The sequence below is a fragment of the Gordonia rubripertincta genome, from assembly GCF_038024875.1.
GTDB classification, from domain to species: Bacteria; Actinomycetota; Actinomycetes; order Mycobacteriales; family Mycobacteriaceae; genus Gordonia; species Gordonia rubripertincta.
This window is the reverse complement of sequence record NZ_CP136136.1, coordinates 1,866,194-1,884,691: the sequence shown is the minus strand read 5'-3', so window position 1 is coordinate 1,884,691 and position 18,498 is coordinate 1,866,194. Positions and strand designations below refer to the sequence as shown.

Annotated in this window: 9 protein-coding genes and 2 pseudogenes; 9 read left to right on the top strand and 2 right to left on the bottom strand. The window is 68.2% G+C overall.

All coding sequences use genetic code 11. The annotated features are described in order from the left end of the window. Positions 1 to 56 precede the first annotated feature (56 nt). Both RVF83_RS08485 and RVF83_RS08480 read left to right on the top strand, forming a co-directional pair. Entirely contained in the window at positions 57 to 842 is a 786-nt protein-coding gene (locus tag RVF83_RS08485) for an exodeoxyribonuclease III (protein ID WP_005199122.1), read from the top strand. A gap of 230 nt (positions 843 to 1,072) precedes the next feature. Then, positions 1,073 to 2,762 (top strand): annotated as a pseudogene (locus tag RVF83_RS08480) (DUF222 domain-containing protein). 36 nt (positions 2,763 to 2,798) lie between these two features. On the opposite strand, the gene RVF83_RS08475 reads toward RVF83_RS08480, so the two are convergent. After that, positions 2,799 to 3,554, bottom strand: a complete 756-nt coding sequence (locus RVF83_RS08475) for a siderophore-interacting protein (RefSeq protein WP_005199124.1) — start codon at positions 3,552 to 3,554, stop codon at positions 2,799 to 2,801. Beyond that, positions 3,551 to 5,215, bottom strand: a complete 1,665-nt coding sequence (mbtM, locus tag RVF83_RS08470; RefSeq protein ID WP_005199125.1) for a long-chain-fatty acid--ACP ligase MbtM — start codon at positions 5,213 to 5,215, stop codon at positions 3,551 to 3,553. The genes RVF83_RS08475 and mbtM overlap by 4 nt, the downstream gene beginning before the upstream one ends. Before the next feature lie 331 nt (positions 5,216 to 5,546). Here mbtM and RVF83_RS08465 point away from each other — a divergent pair, with 331 nt between their 5' ends. From RVF83_RS08465 to RVF83_RS08435, 7 genes and pseudogenes are all read left to right on the top strand, one after another. Then, complete coding sequence (locus RVF83_RS08465; protein ID WP_168432580.1) at positions 5,547 to 9,266, top strand: non-ribosomal peptide synthetase; 3,720 nt, start codon at positions 5,547 to 5,549, stop codon at positions 9,264 to 9,266. 49 nt (positions 9,267 to 9,315) lie between these two features. Beyond that, the gene (locus RVF83_RS08460) at positions 9,316 to 9,924 is read left to right on the top strand and encodes a GNAT family N-acetyltransferase (RefSeq protein WP_005199127.1); all 609 of its coding nucleotides are present in this window, start codon (positions 9,316 to 9,318) and stop codon (positions 9,922 to 9,924) included. Between the two features lie 5 nt (positions 9,925 to 9,929). Beyond that, positions 9,930 to 11,729, top strand: coding sequence for an IucA/IucC family protein (locus tag RVF83_RS08455; protein WP_005199128.1), 1,800 nt, complete (start codon positions 9,930 to 9,932; stop codon positions 11,727 to 11,729). Continuing rightward, positions 11,726 to 14,054: pseudogene (locus tag RVF83_RS08450) on the top strand (penicillin acylase family protein). Before RVF83_RS08455 ends, RVF83_RS08450 begins: the two are co-directional and overlap by 4 nt. Continuing rightward, the gene (locus RVF83_RS08445; protein WP_005199130.1) at positions 14,042 to 15,487 is read left to right on the top strand and encodes a condensation domain-containing protein; all 1,446 of its coding nucleotides are present in this window, start codon (positions 14,042 to 14,044) and stop codon (positions 15,485 to 15,487) included. The pseudogene RVF83_RS08450 and the gene RVF83_RS08445 overlap by 13 nt, the downstream one beginning before the upstream one ends. A 65-nt stretch (positions 15,488 to 15,552) precedes the next feature. Next, positions 15,553 to 17,097, top strand: a complete 1,545-nt coding sequence (locus RVF83_RS08440; protein ID WP_005199131.1) for a pyridoxal phosphate-dependent decarboxylase family protein — start codon at positions 15,553 to 15,555, stop codon at positions 17,095 to 17,097. Next, positions 17,094 to 18,410 carry a lysine N(6)-hydroxylase/L-ornithine N(5)-oxygenase family protein gene (locus RVF83_RS08435; RefSeq protein ID WP_005199132.1) on the top strand — a complete coding sequence of 439 codons (1,317 nt, stop codon included), beginning with the start codon at positions 17,094 to 17,096 and terminating at the stop codon, positions 18,408 to 18,410. The genes RVF83_RS08440 and RVF83_RS08435 overlap by 4 nt, the downstream gene beginning before the upstream one ends. Positions 18,411 to 18,498: the final 88 nt, after the last annotated feature.

Here is an 18,498-nt window from a genome sequence, read left to right as displayed (position 1 = left end):
GGCCCCTCGATAGGGTGGACCCGACATCGACCACCACCATGATGGAGGAACGCTGCATGCGCTTCGCCACCTGGAACGTCAACTCCATCCGCGCACGCTCGGAGTCGGTCGTCGAGTGGATGGAAAAGTCCGACGTCGATGTCCTCGCGATGCAGGAGACGAAGTGTCACGACGACGCGTTTCCGCTGATGAGTTTTCTGGCCGCCGGTTACGACGTGGCGCACATCGGACAGGGCGCCTACAACGGCGTGGCGATCGCGTCGCGGGTCGGGCTCGATGCCGTGGAGGTCGCGTTCGACGGGGTGCCCACCTATCCGGTCGACGGTCAGCCGATCCGAGAGGCCCGGGCGATCTCCGCGGTGTGCGCCGGGATTCGCGTCTGGAGTCTGTACGTACCCAACGGGCGAACGCCCGAGGACCCGCACTACGAGTACAAACTCCGCTGGCTCGACGCCCTCGGTGACCACATCGCGTTGCGGCTGGCACACGATCCGGCCGCCGAGATGATGCTGGCCGGCGACTGGAACGTCGCGCAGACCGACGACGACGTCTGGGACCGCGAGTACTTCGAGGGACGCACCCACGTCACGCCGCCCGAACGTGCTGCGGTGCAGCGCTTTCTGGACGGCGGACTGGTCGACTCCGCGCTCCCCTACGCCCCGGGCTACACGTTCTGGGACTACACGCAGCTACGGTTCCCCCGCAATGAGGGAATGCGCATCGACTACGCGTTCTGCTCGCCCGCGCTCGACACGCGCGTCATGGGTGCCCACATCGACCGCGACGCCCGGAAACGCAAGGGCGCCAGCGACCATGCGCCGGTGGTGTTCGAGCTCGGCTAGACAGGCCCTGCCGAGTCGAGCGACTATTCGGAACGACGTCGCGTGCGATGCCGTTCCGGCGGTTTCGAATTCGATCGAGTTCGCCGTTCCGAATCCGGTTGCTACACAGCTGTGTAACTAGTCGTGCCCTGTGGATGAAAATCCATACTTGTCGGGGGTCGGGTCTACCTTGGTTGTCAGCAGGTGAGCCGGCCGACCGGGCCGGTACTGCAACACTTCTGGGGGGCAGGGTGTCGGGGAATCGGGCTGATCGACCGGGCGAGGTTGTCGCCGGCGTCGATCCTGCCCACCCCTACGACCCTGCCCACCCCTACAGCGCCGACATGTCCACTCTCATGGACGAACTCACAGCGTCACAGCGCCGCGAATCGCATGAGCACTGGACCCGCTACCGCACGGTGCACGCGATCGCCGAACGGAGCATCGCCACCCGACCCACCGTCGACGGCGGGATCATCGCCACCGGTGAGGCCGACTGCGTCCAGCGGGTCTCACGCCAGCTGTCGATGACGCGACGCCAAGCCGAGATCCTCATCGACGAAACCATCACCCTCCACGAGAACCTCCCCGAAGTCCTCGACACCCTGCGCGATGGCATCACCACCCGCTGGCAGGTGCAGGCGATCGTCTCGCGCACCGCACTCGTGCCCGCCGACTCCTCGATCACCCCGACCCTCGACGCCGAGATCGCCGCCACCCTACGCAACAAGAAGGGCGCGTGGAGCCGCGCCCGCCTGCGCGACATGGTCGACCGCCTGGTCTTCCGCCACGACCCCGACCTGGTCCGCGAACGGCGCAAAGAAGCCCTCGACAACCGCGGCATGTTCCTCCACATCCTCGACGACGGCACCGGCGAGATCACCGGGGTCATGTCCGCCGAGAACACCCGTATCGCGGCCAAAGCCGTCCGCGCTCTCGCCGATTCGGTGTGCACACACGACGGCCGCACCGTCGGGCAACGCAACTCCGACGCCATGTTCGCCCTGCTGACCAGCACCGCCTTCGAGTGCCACTGCGACCGCGAAGACTGCACCGCCCAGACCCCCGATCCCCCCACTGTTGTCGCCTCGATCCGGTCGCAGGTCCACATCCACGTGGTCACCGACGCAGCCACGCTGGCCGGCGCCCCCGGAATCGGCTGGATCGACGGCCACGGAGTCATCTCCGATGAGCATGTCCGCGACCTCGCCGCCCGCCCCGACGCCACCATCACCCCGGTCACCCCGATCCGCACCCCACCGATGGGCGTGGTCGCCGACACCAGAGCAAACGACTCCGAGGACCAGAGCTCCGAGGGCGACGCCCTCGACACGCATGCCGTGAAAGAATCGGATACGTCGACGACCGATGACGCTTCCGTGCCCTCGGCCGAGCTGGTCATCGTCTACCCCGGCTCCCTACCGTCGGACCCGTACCGGCCCACCCCAAGCCTGTGCCGATTTCGTACGCATCCGGCACGGTTACTGCGGCGATCCCTTCTGCGATCGCTCGGCGTTCGACTCCGACCTCGACCACGTCGCCGAATACGACCACCACAATCCCGCCCGCGGTGGCGCGACATCGAGTGAGAACCTCGCCCCAAAATGCCGGTACGGGCATCTGCACAAGACGTTCGGCGATTGGATCGACGTCCAGTACCGCGACCACGACGGACGTTTGGTCACCGAATACATCACCCCCGAGGGCTATCGCATCCACGGCGACGCCGAAACACTGGAGGACCTCTTCCCCAACCTTCGACGCATCCGCTTCGAACAACCCGCCCAAGCCCCACCCCCACCACGGGTCATCACCGGCGACAACACCCCACCGCCGAGCAGCCGAACCGCCGCGAAACACGCCCGGCGGCGAGCCGAACGCGCCCGCAACCAGCGCGAACGCGAACGACGCGAAGCCGAAGACGGCCCCGCACCGTTCTGATCGGAACTTTCGACGCCGCGAGTCCGGCAGGCACCCTCAGGCGAAGGACTTGCCCGGGATCCAGTAGGCCTGTGCCTTGAGCGACTTCTTGGGGATGCCGTACTCGTTCTTCAACGCGGCCGAGACGGCGCGAGTGCTGACCGAATCCAGTGCGACCCAACCGAAGTGGTCGTCCGCGGCGAACGCGGAGGCACGTACGGCGTCGACGAGTGCGGCGCCGTCGCGGTCGCGCGCGATCCAGTGCACGGTGTCGTGCGCACGAGCACGCAACGGCAGGGACTTGTCGCTCTCGTGCTGGTACTCCAGCCACAGCGTGGCCGGTGTCTCCGGGCGGGCGGAGGCGTCGATGGCGTCGAGCAGCGAGTTGATCGCCGGGAGCGAGGCGGGGTCGCCCGCGATGATCCAGCCACGGACCTCCTCGCCGGGCATCGTGAACTTGGAACCCATGACGGTGGCGGTGATCGTGTCCCCGACCTGTGCCTGTTGCGCCCAACGGGCGGCGATACCGTCGTGGATCGCGAACTCGACGCCGAAGGTGTCGGCGGCGGGATCAGCGTCGACCAGGGTGTACCCACGCTGATGGAGTTTCCCGGCGTCGTCGAACCACATCCGGATCCACATCGTCGGGTGCAGCGCCCGCTTCGCCAGGAGGCCGCCACCGGTGAACGTCAGGCGCACATAGGATTCGGTGATGACCTCGGTGCCGGTCACGGTCAGCTCGAAGTCGTCGCCGCCGAGGAGTTTGAGGACGGCGCCCTGCCAGCCGCGGCCCTTCGTCGCGACCTGACTCACTTCTGTCCGATGGTTTCGAACGCCCCGTCCTCGACCATTTGCCGGGTCTCGAGGCGACGGATCTTGCCCGACGTGGTGCGCGGAACCGAGTCGGGTGCCACGAAGATCACGTCGGCGGGCATGATCCCGCACGCCGATGCGACCTCCGAGTTGACCTCGGCGCGAGCCTTTTCCGGGTCGGAACCTTTGTACTCGGCGAGGATCACCAGACCCGGGCGCGACGAGCCCTCGCCGCGGGCCATCGCGACCACACCGCCCCGACGCACGCCCGCGACCTCCGCGGCGGCACGCTCGATCTCGATCGGGAACAGGTTGCGGCCGGCGACGATGATGACCTCTTTGGCGCGTCCACAGATGACCAGTCGGTCGTCGATCAGGTAACCGAGGTCCCCGGTGGCGAACCATTCCCCTGCACCGAGGTCGGGGCCGCCGAGATAGCCGCGCATCATCGAGGTTCCCCGGATCTCCACGTGCCCGACCGAACGTCCGTCGATGACCGGAACGTCCACATTCGGTTCGACGATCCGAACCTGCATGCCGCCCAGCGGCTTTCCGAGGAGCGCGTATCGCCGGCGGATGGGTTCGCCACCGCCGGGCGGGGTCACGGTGACCTCGTCGTAGTGTGCGCCCTCGCCGACCGCGGGCATCGTGACGGCACAGGCGGATTCGGCCATACCGTAGGCGGGTGCGGCGGCCGAAGGCTCGAAGCCGAACGGCGCCGTGGCCTCCAGGAACTTGTCGAAGGCGTCGGCGTCGATGGGTTCGCCGCCGCTGATCGCGACACGGAGGTTCGAGAGGTCGACGTCGCGCAGGAGCTTTCCGTAGCGTCCGAGGATGTCGTAGGCGAAGTTCGGGGCGGCGGTGACGGTGGCCTTCGTCTCGGTCAGCCACTGCATCCACTTGAACGGCGCGGCCGCGAAAGCCGTGTTCGGCACCACGTAGGCGGGGATGCCCGTCGTCATTCCGGCGAGGAGGAACATCAGTCCCATGTCGTGGTAGAGCGGCAACCAGGTGAACCCGGTGTCGCGGGTGCGGTGCATGCCCAGGCGGCTCACCAGTTCGATGGCGTTGGAGTACACCGCCGACGCCGTCAGGACCGCGGTCTTCGGTTCACCGGTCGATCCGGCGGTGCCCTGCAGAACCGCGACGCTGTTGGGGTTGACATTGCGGGCGACGAAGCCGCTGGTGTCAGCGGCGATCCCGTATTCGGCGACCCGAGCGATGCGGAGCTGCCCGTCGACCTTGGTGAGCAGATCGAGCTGGGAGCCGCTCCCCAGGACGGTACCGACGCCGATCGAGACGAATCGCCTGTAGGTGGTCTCCGCCCAGCGGCTCTCGTCGGCTCCGCGGATGGGTCCGGGCAGGATGCTCACCGGGACGCCGGCGAGCCACGCACCCTGGATCGCGGCGATCAGGTCGACGGTGGGATCACCGATGAGGCCGACGGCAAGGGGCTCGTGCAGGTCGCTGTCGGCGAGGAGTTGCACCGCGATCTGTTCGGCGCGTGCATGGACCTCGCGCCAGGGCGCGGTCACCCATTCGCCGGAGTCGGAGTCGAGCACGGACAGCGTGGTGTCCCCGGCCAGCATCGCCTCACGGACGGTTGCTGCGAGGGTGTTGGTCGAACCTGTTTCCTCCAGGACCACGCTGCTCTGCGACATGCTCGTTCCCCGTTCTCGCCGACCGCGGGAGTCGGCTGTCGTGTTCGTGTGGATGCGTCCGGAGCGTTCGGATCGCACGGGTCGCGGCGACCCGTTGTCGGCCCTCCGCCCATGGGTAGGTTAGCCTAAACTTTGCAGCACACAAGAGGTCTCCACCGCCGGTAACAGCGTGATCCAGATCATCTGGCCAGACGGCGTCGTCTAACTTAGGCTGTCCTAAGTTGGGGCCCGCCCAGGCATTTCATCCAGCGGCTAGTTAGTATAACCTACCCTAAATTGGGTATGTTGCTCGAGTAATCGACGTTCCCGAACCGCGAGAGGCAATCGGCTGATGGCCACGAATTCTGAGATGACTGACCCCATCGCGGACCTCGTCAGCCCCGCCGACATCCGAGCCCAGGTCGCCGCCGCGCTCGGCGTCGCGTCCGAGTCTCTGGACCCCACCCAGGATCTCATCGCCCAGGGCCTCGACTCCTTGCGCATGATGCGACTCGCCGGCACCTGGCGTAAACGTGGCATCGACATCGACTTCGCCCGCCTCGCCGCTCAACCCACCCTCGACGCCTGGATCGAGATGCTCGCCGCCGATGCCACACCGGCCCCCGCTGCCCGCGAAGCCGCATCCCCGGAGAACGGGGCGCCTGCGGTGCCGGACATCCGCGGAGAGATCGCCACCGCTCTCGGCGTCGCGCCCGAGTCCCTCGACCCCACCCAGGATCTCATCGCCCAGGGCCTCGACTCCTTGCGCATGATGCGACTCGCCGGCACCTGGCGCAAACGTGGCATCGACATCGACTTCGCCCGCCTCGCCGCTCAACCCACACTCGATGCCTGGATCGCCCTACTCGGCGAACCGTCGACCCCCGCCGAGACGAGCGCATCGCCGGAAAACGTCGATCCCACAGCGCCTTTCCCTCTGGCACCGATGCAGCATGCCTACTGGATCGGACGGTCCGACAGCCATGCTTTCGGCAACGTGGCCGCGCACCTCTACATCGAGTTCGACGGCCACGACCTCGATCCCGACCGCTTCACCAGCGCCATGGGCGAGTTGCTCCAGCGACATCCGATGCTGCGGGTCCGCGTACTCCCCGACGGCACCCAGGCCGTCGGACCGGCGCACCCGGACGCGATCGCCGTCCACGACCTGCGCGCCCAGCCGGCGGAGATGGTCGAGGCGATCCTCGCCGAGAAGCGCTCCCACGGAACACATCGGACGCTTCCGGTCGAAGAGGGTGCGGTCATCCGCGCCGAGCTGAGCCTGCTGCCCGACAGGTCCACCCGGGTGCACCTCGACGTCGACATGATCGCGGCCGACGCCATGAGCTACCGCGTCCTCGTCGACGACTTCGCTCGCCTCTACCGCGGGGAGACCCTGCCCGAACTGGGTGTCACGTTCGCGACGATCACCGCCGACCGGGCCTCCCGCGAGATCCTCGACGAGGACCTCGCCTGGTGGCGCGAGCGCATCCCGCACCTGCCCGGGCCGCCGGAACTCCCGCTCGACGATCGCGCCGCCCGCGGCGAGGTAGAGCCGCGTAGCGTCCGCCTGCACCACTCCGTCTCGGCCTCCGAGTGGAAGCGCCTCGAGGAGCACGCCCATCGTCGAGGGGTGACCCCCGCAGCCGCGGTGGCGGCGGCCTTCGCCGAAGCGGTCGGCACCCATGCGGCGAATTCCCGCTTCCTGCTGACCGTTCCACTGTTCGATCGTCCCCAGATCCACGCCGACGTCGAGCGTGTGGTCGGCGACTTCACCTCGTCGATCCTCGTCGATGTCGACCTGCGCCGCCCGGCGACCCTGGCCGAACGCGCACGCCACATGCGCTCGGCGATGCACGACGCCGCCGCTCACGGATCGATGAGCGGTCTCGACGTCCTCCGCGAACTCGGCCGCGCCCGAGGCGAATCCGTCGTCTCCCCGATCGTGTTCACCAGCGCGCTCGGACTCGGCGACCTGTTCTCTCCCCAGGCCACCGACGTCCTCGGCGACCCCGCCTGGATCGTGTCGCAGGGCCCACAGGTACTGCTCGATGCCCAGGTCACCGAGATCGCCGGCGGTCTGCTCCTCAACTGGGATGTCCGGGTGTCCGACCTCGACGAGACCACCGCACGCGCGATGTTCGACTACTACGTCCGGCTCCTCGGACTGCTCGTCGACGGTGAATGGGATGCCCAGGCACCCGATCCGGTCGACGATGATGTTCGTGCACAGCGGCTTTCGGTCGAGGAACCGCTACCCGAGACCGACACCTTCGACGGGACCCTGCACGGCTCCGTCTTCGCTCGCGCGGCGCAGCGGTCCTCGGGCCCGGCGGTCATCACCGACACCCGCACCTGGACGCACGGCGAGCTCACCGACGAGGCATTGCGCGTGGCGGGTGCACTCACCGCTGCGGGCGTCCGCCCCGGCGACACCGTCGTCGTCAGCCTGCCCAAGAGTGGCGACCAGATCGTTGCCGCACTCGCCGTCCTCGCCGTCGGCGCCGCCTACGTACCGATCGCGCCGACACAGCCCGCGGCCCGTCGGGATCGCATCGTCTCCATCGCCGGACCACGCGCCGTGCTCACCGCCGACGCCGATGCCTGGGCAGAACCCGACGGCCCCACCGTCATCGACCTCGAGACGGCGCGCACCTCCGCACCGGTCGCCCCGGTGAAAGTCAGCGGCGAGGAGTTGGCCTACATCTTGTTCACCTCCGGATCGACGGGGCTGCCCAAGGGCGTTCAGGTCCCTCATCGAGCCGCGGTGGCCACCATCACCGACCTCGTCGACCGCTACTCGATCGACGCCCGTGACCGCAGCCTGCAGGTCTCCTCGCTCGAGTTCGACCTCTCCGTCTTCGACATCTTCGGTCTCCTCACTGTCGGCGGGGCGGTCGTCGTACCCGGCGACGACGAACGCACCAAGGTCGACGACTGGGTGCGGCTCCTCGCCGACCACTCGGTGTCCGTGCTCAACTGCGTGCCGTCGATCCTCGGGATGATCCTCGACCTCGGTTCGCTGCCGTCGTCGCTGAGGATGATCATCATGGGCGGCGACAAGGTCGACGTCTCGCTGCTCGAACGGGTTACCGCACAACTGCCCGACTGCCGCGTCGCCGGCCTGGGCGGCACCACCGAGACCGCCATCCACTCCACCATCTGCGAGGCGGACGACGTCCCGGCCGGAATGGCGTTCGTGCCCTACGGTGTCCCGCTGCGCGGCGTCCTCTGCCGGGTCGTCGACGAGATCGGCCGCGATCGCCCCGACCTCGTGCCCGGCGAGCTGTGGATCGGTGGCGCCGGCGTCGCCGACGGTTATCGCGGCGATCCCGAACGCACGGCCGATCGCTTCGTCCATCACGACGGCGAGAAGTGGTATCGCACCGGGGATCTCGCGCGGTACCTGCCGGGCGGATTCCTCGACTTCCTGGGCCGCGCCGACCACATGGTCAAGGTCCGCGGTTACCGCGTGGAGCTCGGCGAGGTCGAGGCCGGCCTGCTCGCCCTCGACGGGGTCTGCTCGGCGGTCGCCTGGTCCGATGGTCGCGACCTGCATGCCGCCGTCGTCGCCGGAACCGACGTCGATGAGAGCACGATCCGCGCAGAGCTCTCCGATTCCCTTCCGCCGCACATGATCCCGCGGTCGATCATTCTCCTGGATACCCTCCCGCTGACCGCGAACGGGAAGTACGACCGCAAGGCCCTGACGGCACTGGTCGACACCGCCGAGGGCGGTCCGCAGGTCGTCGCACCGGGCACCCCGCTCGAGGAGGCGCTCGTCGTGATCTTCTCCGAGGTGCTCCCCGTCCGACCGATCGGCGTCACCGAGGACTTCATCTCGCTCGGCGGCGACTCGGTGCAGGCCACCCGGCTCGTGGCCCTGTCCCGCACCTGGCTCGACGCACCACGTCTGTCGGTCGCGGACATCTTCGGTCACCGGACGATCGCGGGTCTCGCCGAGCGGCTCACCGCCCTCGAAGGCCCACGGGTCGTGCGCGTCGCCGAGATACTCCTCGACGTCGTGGCCCTCTCCGACGAACAGGTGGATGCCGAACTCGCCGGCACCTGACGCAAACCGGCCTCCCGCATCCACCAGACACCCCGACAGCAAAGGCACCATGACCACTTCACCGGCACCCACGTACGGCCTGCACTCGGTCGATCTCGACGACGTGTCGCACGCCGTCACGGTCCACGCGTGGCTGACCCACCCCAAGGCCAAGTATTGGGACATGCTGGAGAGCTCCGTCGCGGACGTGGAGAAGATGATCCGGGACACCGCGGCGGCAACCGCCGGCACGCCCTACGGCTTGCGTCTGGGCTACCACGAGGGCCGCCCGCAGTTCCTGTTCGAACTGTACGATCCGCAGACCAGCGAACTCGCCGACCCCGCAAGCGGTTACGTCCATGCCGCGGGCGACATCGGTATGCATCTGCTCGTGGCCCACTCCGAGCAGGCCCTGCCCGGTTTCACCGGCGCGGTGATGCTGCACATCATGCGAACAGCGATCCTCGAGGTCGGCGCAGCGCGGGTGGTCGTCGAACCCGACGTCCGGAACACTGCGGTCCACCGGCTCAACGCGAGCGTGGGCTTCCGGGTCGACGGCGACTACCCGGTCGGGAACAAGACCGCGCATCTGAGCTACTGCACGCGCGACGACTTCCTCCGCGTCACCGCCGACGGCACCAGCGTCGGCGCCGTCGAGGTGACGGACCTGGGAGCGTAGATCCGTTGACCATCGAACAGATCCGCCCGGTAACGACCGCGCAGCAGTCCACCGTGTCGTATCGGCAGGTGTATCACCGCCGGATCGCGCGGAAGATCCTGGCCGAGTTCTCCCACGAACGCGCCTTGAGTCCGGTCGAGACCGGCCCGGGTCGCTACGTGGTCGGTTCCGCCGACGACCGCACCGAGTATCACTTCCGTGCCGAGGTCCTGTCCCTGGAGAACTGGGCGATCGAGGAGTCCTCGTTGCGCCGGGTGCGCGATGGGGAGGAACTGCCCGTCGACGCCGTCGCGCTGGTCGTCGACCTCGCCCCGATGCTCGGCATCGGCCCGCAGGCGTTGCCGGAGTACCTCGAGGAGTTCATCAACACTCTCGCGATCAGCGCCGACCGGCCTGACGAACGACGCATCACCGCAACCGATCTCGCGCACGCGGACTTCCAGACCATCGAGCGGACGATGACCGAGGGTCACCCGTGCATCGTGGCGAACGCCGGGCGCCTCGGCTTCAGCGCCGACGACATCGACCGTTACGCACCGGAGGTCGGCAACCACTTCCGCCTCGTCTGGGTCGCCGCCCGCCGCGAGGACTGCGACGTGGCGACGGTGACCGACGTCGACTACGACGCCATGCTCGTCGACGAACTCGGCACCGACACCCTGGCGGAGTTCGACGCAGTGCTTCGCGAATCCGGTTGTGATCCCGACGATTACCGCTACCTGCCCGTTCATCCGTGGCAGTGGACGGAGAAGGTCCGGAAGCTCTACTCGGCCGATCTCGCCGATCGCCGCATCGTGTTCGTGGGCGAGAGCCCCGATCTGTACCAGGCGCAGCAGTCGATCCGCACGGTCTTCAACGCGACCACGCCCACCCGTCACTATGTGAAGGGTGCCCTGTCGATCGTGAACATGGGCTTCACCCGGGGCATGTCGGCGGACTACATGCGCACCACCCCGCTGATCAACAACTGGGTTCGCGGGCTCGTCGCCGACGACCCGTACCTGTCCGCCATCGGATTCGAGATGATCTTCGAGGTCGCGGCGATCGGTTACCGCAGCCCCACCTTCACCCCGATCACCCAGCCGGGTTCGGAGTACCGCAAGATCCTCTCGGCGCTGTGGCGGCAGAGCCCGGTCACGCTGGTGCGTGGCGATGAGCAGCTGTCCACCATGGCCGCGCTCCTGCATCTCGACCACCACGGCGACCCGCTCGTCCGCGCCTTCATCGCACGATCGGGGATACCGGCCGCCGAATGGGTCCGGCGCTACCTGCGGACGTATCTCCACCCGATCGCCTACCTGCTCTACCGGTACGAACTGAAGTTCTCCCCCCACGGCGAGAACCTGATCCTCGTCCTCGACAACGGTGTGCCGGTCCGCGCGATCCTCAAGGACATCGGTGAAGAGGTGTCGGTCTTCGGTGAGCCGGAGGGTCTCCCGGAGAGTTGTGCCCGCGTCCTCACCACCGAACCCGACGAGATCCGCAACCTCGGGGTGCTCTCGGACATCTTCGACGACTACCTGCGACCGCTGGCGGCGGTCCTCCACGTGCACCGTCTCGTGACCGACGAGGAGTTCTGGGACCTGGTCGCCGACAGTCTGCGCGAATTCGTCGCCGCCCATCCCGATCTCGCCGACCAGTTCACGAAATGGGATCTGTTCGCACCGGAATTCGGCGCGGTCCACATGAACGGTCTTCAGCTGCGGAACAACAAGCGCATGGTCGACATCGAGGACTCCTACGCCTCCCTCGTCGACGCCGGCCACCGGCTCGTCAATCCCGTCGCCGATCGGGGACGACGATGACGGTCAACACATCCGAACCGCCCACCGCCGAGATCCTGCGCGATGCGCACGGCATCCCGCACGTCCTTGCCGCCACGCCGGCCGACGCGCTGTACGGACAGGGCCGCGCCTGCGGACAGGACCGCCGCTGGCAGATCGAGTTCATGCGTCTACGCGCCGAGGGGCGTACCGCCGAGGTGTTCGGCGAATCCTGCGTCGAATGGGACACCTTCGCGCGGCGCGCCCGGCTCGACGCGGTCGCCGAGCAGATGTATCACGCGTCGTCGGACCGCACCCGCAGCCTGCTGCGCGCCTACGCCGACGGTGTGAACAGCACTCTGTCCGACACCGAGACCATGGCGCCGGCACCGGAACTCGAGGCGCTCCGGCACGAGCCGGACCCGTGGCGACCGTGGACGCCGATCTCGGTGTTCATCATGCACCACGTGCTGTTCGGCCGGTTCACCACGAAACTGTTCCGACTACACGCCTGCCGGACCACGGGTCCGGATGCGCTGCGGTTCTGGGCATTCGAGGGCAGCGAGAACGATCCGACCGTGCCGCCGATGCCGGACGAGCAGTTCGTACACGAGATCTTGGATCTCACCCGGCCCGCTCCGGCCGCCGATTCTCCCGTCGGCGAGACCCTCGACCTGGGGTGACCCGATGTCCGGCAGCAACGCGTGGGGGGTGTCCGCGGCCCGCAGCACGACCGGGTCCCCGATCGTGGCCGGTGATCCCCACCGATTCCTCGAACTGCCCGGCATCTACGAGCAGTTCCATCTCGCTTCGACCGATCCGGCGCAGTCCTTCGACGTGGCGGGTTTCGCATTCGCGGGTGTCCCCGGGGTGCCGCACTTCGCGCAGGGCTCCGAGATCGCTTGGGGCATAACGAACGCGATGGCAGACTACCAGGATCTCTACGTGGAGCGGTTGACACGCGACGAGGACGGGACGCTCCTCGTCGAGGCGCCGGGCGGTCGCCGTGTGCCGGCGATCGTCCACACCGAGTACATCGGCGTCCGCGACTCCGAAGCCGTTGCGGTCGAGGTGATCACCACCCCCAACGGGGCGGTCGTGTTCGGCGGGCCGGAGGAGCCGTTCGCGATCAGCCTCCGGTCACCGCTGCTCTCCGAGGACGTCACTTTCGACGCTCCGCTCGACCTGTTGTTCGCCCGCACGATCGCCGACGTCGAGAACGCACTGTCCTCGTGGGTCGAACCGGTCAACCGCGCCGTCATCGCACATCGCGACGGGACCACGGTCACCCACGTCGCCGGCCGTGTTCCCGTCCGCGCCCCGGAGAACTACTGGCTCCCCGTTCCCGGCTGGAACGAGCGCTACCAGTGGCAGGGTCACGAAACCGGTACGCTCGGCAACCCGAGTTTCGACGCGACTGTCGCCGACGGCGGTGTGAGCGTGACCGCGAACCAGCGGATCTCCGGAACCCCTCCGCTGCAACCGATGACGACCGAGTGTGTGGAGGCCTTCCGGGCCGACCGGATCGTCGTCCGCCTGGAGGCCCTCGCCTCGGTCGATCCCGAGGACTGCGCGGACATCCATCGCGACGTCGTTCTCGAGCAGGCCGCGGTGGTCCAGCAGCTCCTCACCCGGGTCGTCGGCAACACCCCGGCCGCCGAGGACATCCGACACCGCATCCTCGCCTGGGATCGCACCATGGCCGCCGACAGCACCGACGCCTATCTCTTCGCGGAATTCCGCAGCCAACTCGTGCTCGGTGTCGCGCGTACCGATGCCCTGGCACCGCTGCGCGGTCCACACGGCTTTCCCGCCGTGTTCCAGCCGTGGTTCGTCCCGGAACCCCGCCTCGCGACCGCGATCACGACGGTCATCGCCAACTGCGCGCTGATCGGCATCGACATCGACGAGGTCGCGGTCGCCGCGCTCGACGCCGTCCTCACTCGCATCGAGACGTTCGGGCACATTCCGAACTGGGGGACCGTGCATGTGCTCGCCCCCATCCACGGGTTCGATCTCGTCGGTGCGTCGCCTCACCATGCCGAGCTGTTCGCAACGCTGCGACCCGCTCCGCTGCCCCTCGCCGGGGATTCGGAATGCGTCTTCGCCAACGCATCCGCGGTCGGCACCCACGTGTGCATCACCGGCTCCGCGGCCCGCTACGTCTGGGATCTCGCCGATCCGCACGCGAGCCGCTGGGTGGTTCCGCTCGGCGCCTCCGGCGACCCGGCCTCCGATCACTTCCAGGACCAGGCCCCGCTGTGGGCCGACGGACGGTTGATCCCCGTCGCCCGCGACTGGGAGGCACTGCGCGCACAGGACTCCACCACCGCCACTTCAACAGAGGGGGAACCGTGCCCACGTTGACCGAAGCACGACTCACACTGCTGCGCCGGCGGATTGCGGAATCCGGCGAATCCCCGGCGGGCGAGCACCAGACCAGAGCGGGCTCGGAGAACCCCACTCCCTTCGGGCAGTTCGGGATCGCCGAGCGCCGGATGTGGAAGATCTACGAACTCGACCCCGAATCGGTCTCGCACAACATCGGTCTCGTTCTCGGGTTCGGTGGCGATCGCACCGTCGAATCCGTCATCGCCGCGGCCGAACTGCTCGTCGAACGCTTCGAGGTGCTGCGCTCGGTTGTCGAGGTCGACGGCGAGGGTGTGCCCCGCCGCGTCCCGGTGCAACGAGAAGGGCATTGGGACGCAGCACATTCGGTCTGGACCTGGGGAGCCGATGACGTCCAGGACCACTCCGCCGATACCGACACCGTGGCCACCCAGATGACTCGCACCGCGTTCGACCTGCACGCCGACGTGCCGCTGCGCCTGCGTGTGTCGGGACGGGACGGGCAGGTGACCATGATCCTGGTCGTCCACCACCTCGCGGTCGACGACACCTCGTGGCCGCTGCTGCTGGGCACGCTCGTGTCCGGAGAGTGGGCGGGCGACGCCGACGCCGATTCCCGCCCCGCGACCCCGGATCCCGCCACCGCAGCGGAGGCAGCGGACTCCGCAGTGCGGCATGCACTGTCGACGTGGGCCGCCGAGGACGTCCGGTACCCGCTCTCGGGCGAACTGCCCACCGAGAGCGCCGCCGAGAGCTGGCTGTCCCCCATGGATGATCGTGAGGGCATCAAGGTGGCCGCACCGGTGAACAGAGAGTCGCTCGCCGAGTTCGACCGGGTCGCCCGGACCGTCGGCGCAACCCCGAACGCGCTGCTCATCGGAGTGTGCTCGCTGGCCGCCTACGCACTGACCGGTTCGCCCGACCACGTGCTCGTCGTCCCCGCGGACAACCGGCGACGCCCGCAGTCGCCCCAGCACATCGGATACTGCGGCAACATCGTCCCGATGCGGTTCCGCGTCGACCCCTGCGCGACCGTCGAGCAGAGCCTGCGCGACGCGGGCGCGGTGATCTACCGGGCGATGGAACACTCCGGCACCGACTTCGGGCCTATCCTGACCGCACTCCGTCAGCAGGGCGGGCGGTTCCCGATCATGGAGATCATGGCCTCGGTTCGGCCCGCCCCGCTGCGCGGCATCGCCCAGTCCCCCGACTCCCCGGTCACCTGCCGTTCGGTCTTCACCGGCATCGCCAACTATCCGTTGTCGATCGCCTTCGAGGCCGACGACCACTCCACCCACGTGGAGGTCGACCACCAGCCGGGGATCGTTCCCGACCCCGTCGCCGCGCGCGCCACCGGGGTGTTGACCGCACTCGTCGACCTCATCCCGTCCACGCTGGGGACGACGGTCGCCGAACTCCTCGCGGAGCTAGACAGGCGGGTCCCGGCGTGACCGCCCGGCGCCCGCACGGCTCAGCACACCACCACACGACCACCGCACGTCCAGGGGGGAACTCAGTGACCGAAGACCGCGACTCCGCTTGGGGTGCCTCTCGTTTCGCGCGGCCGGGTACCGGGTGGGCGGACATCGGTCGCGGTCTGGCCGAAGCAGCGGAGTCGGTCGCCGATCACCACCACCGAGCACCATTGCCGGCCGGGGATCCGGTGTCGGTGCTCGCGGCGGTCACCGGCTCGCTGGGCGGCCCCGGGATCCCCGAGTCCGGGATCGGCGAGTCCGAGGCCCTGTCCCGGATGGCGCGCCTGGTCGCCGAGTTCGGACTCGACCTCACCCACCCGCTGACCGCGGCCCATCTGCAGCCGGCACCCCTGTCGGTCGCGGTTGCCGCCGATGCGCTGGCGAGCGCCACCAACGCTTCCCTGGACACCTATGACTCGGGTCCGGCGACCCTTGCCCTGGAGACCTGGACGGTTCAATCCCTGGCCCAGATGGCCGGATTCGGCCCACGCGCCGGTGGTGTCTTCAGTCCCGGCGGTTCAATCTCGAATCTGTTGGCGCTCATGATCGCCCGCGATCACACCGCGGCCCGTCGGGGCATCGACGTCCGCCAGGACGGCGTCGGCGCACTCCGCCGGCCGGTGGTGTTCTGTTCGCGGGTCGCCCACTTCTCGGTACACCGCGCCTGTGCCGCACTGGGACTCGGCGAGTCCGCGGTCATCCCCGTCGAGGTCGACGCACATCACCGGATGATCCCGGGGGCGCTCGAAAGCGCGATCCGTCGGGCCGGCGACGTCACCCCGCTCGCGATCGTCGCCACCGCCGGCACCACCGACTTCGGCACCGTCGACCCGCTGCCCGACATCGCCGACATCGCCGAACGCCACGAGATCTGGCTACACGTCGACGCGGCCTACGGTTTCGGCACCCTGTTCTCGGACCGCCTGTCTGGGCTGCTGTCCGGGATCGACCGCGCCGACTCCGTGACCCTGGACCTGCACAAGGTCGGCTGGCAGCCCGCGGCGGCCAGCCTCATGCTGCTCTCCGACGCCGGCCGTTTCGCCTCGCTGAACCGCTCGGTGGCGTACCTGAACCCCGACGACGACGTCGAGGCCGGTTACAGCGGGCTGCTCGGGCAGACCCTGCAAACCACCCGTCGACCCGACGTCCTCAAGGTGGCCGCGACACTGTTGGCGTACGGTCGTCGCGAACTCGGCGGGATGCTCGACCGGTGCAACGACCTCGCCGTATACGCCGAACAGCGGGTTGCCACCGAGCTACAACTCGAGCTGATCGCTCCGGTCACGTTGACCACCATCGTCTTCCGCTACCGCTGCGCCGACCTCGACGCCGTCAACGCTGAGCTGCGCCGCCGCCTCATCACCGACGGCAAGGCGCTCATCGGACGTACGCAGGTGCGGGTGCCGGGTGAGGACGAACCCCAGACCTGCCTGAAGCTGACTCTTCTGAATCCGGAGACCGCCGAGCGCGACATCGACGACCTGTTCGACGAGCTCCTCCGTCTCGCGATCGAAGTGGAGTCCGAGAGCACCTCGGTCTCCAGCGACCAGGACCACAGTGAAGAAATGGTGAGGGTGTCGGAATGACCCGTGTAGAGAACGTAGATGTCCTGGCGATCGGTTGCGGTCCGTTCAACCTGGGGCTCGCGGCGCTGGCATCGACCGTCGACGACCTCGACGTGCTCGTCGTGGACTCCCGCGAGGAGTTCCGGTGGCATCCGGGCCTCATGTTCGACGAGGCCCGGTTGCAGGTCGGTTTCCTGTCCGACCTGGTGACCCTGGTCGACCCGACGCATCCGATGTCGTTCCTGAACTACATGGCCGACACCGATCGGATGTACCGATTCCTGGTGCGGGAGAACTTCTATCCCACCCGCATCGAGTACGAGGCCTACCTGCACTGGTGTATCGACCGGCTCGACTCCCTGCGCTGGGGCACCACCGTCACCGAGGTCACCTGGGATGACGACGCCGACGCCTTCTCCGTCACGGTCGTCACCGGCGGCACCCCGTCGACCGTGATCGCCCGCCACGTCGTCGTCGGGGTCGGTACCGAACCGCTTGTGCCCGAGTCGTTGTCGTCGGATTCTCCGGCTGTCGTGCACAGTTCCGACTACCTGTACCACCAGGACAAGGCGCACGCCGCAGACACGGTGACCGTCATCGGTTCGGGACAGTCGGGCGCCGAGATCGTCATCGACCTGCTCGAGGCCAATCTCCGCGGCGGGCCGTCGGTCCGCTGGTGGACCCGCACCCCGTGGTTCGCCCCGCTCGACTTCACCAAGATGTCGCTCGAGATGACCACCCCGGCGTACATGGACTACTTCCAGAGCCTGCCGGAGGAGGCCCGCGATCGAATCCGACCGCAGCACTGGCAGTTCCACAAGGGTGTCTCCAGCGACACCCTCGAGCGGGTCCACGAGCTGATGTACCAGCGCCAGCTGCGCGACAAGCTCAACCCGGTCCAGTTGCGCATCTCCACCGAGGTCGACGGCATCGACACCCTCGCCGACGGCAAACTGAAGGTCCGCGGACGCCACCTCGACACCGGCACCCAGCTCGCGCACACCACCGACATGGTCATCGCCTGCACCGGCTACCAGCCCCGGCCCATGCCGTTCCTGGCCCCCATCGAGTCACAGCTGCACCGTGATTCGCGCGGCCGGCTCGTCGTCGGAGCCGCCCACCAGGTGGAAACCGAACCCGCCCTGGCCGACCGGTTGTTCGTCGCGAACGCCGAGGAGCACGCCGTGGGTGTCTCGGCCCCCAATCTCGACATCGGCGCGGTCCGCAACGCCCGAATCCTCAACGCCGTCACGGGCCGAGAGGTGTACCGCCTGCCGAAGGACACCGCGTTCACCGCCTTCGGCGCCGACGACCTCGACGACGTCGTCGGCTGAATCCCTCGCGCCCTGAGGTGCGAGGAGCCCCCACCGCTCCCTGCGGTCACACAGACCAGAACGGCCCGACCCACAACCGTGGGTCGGG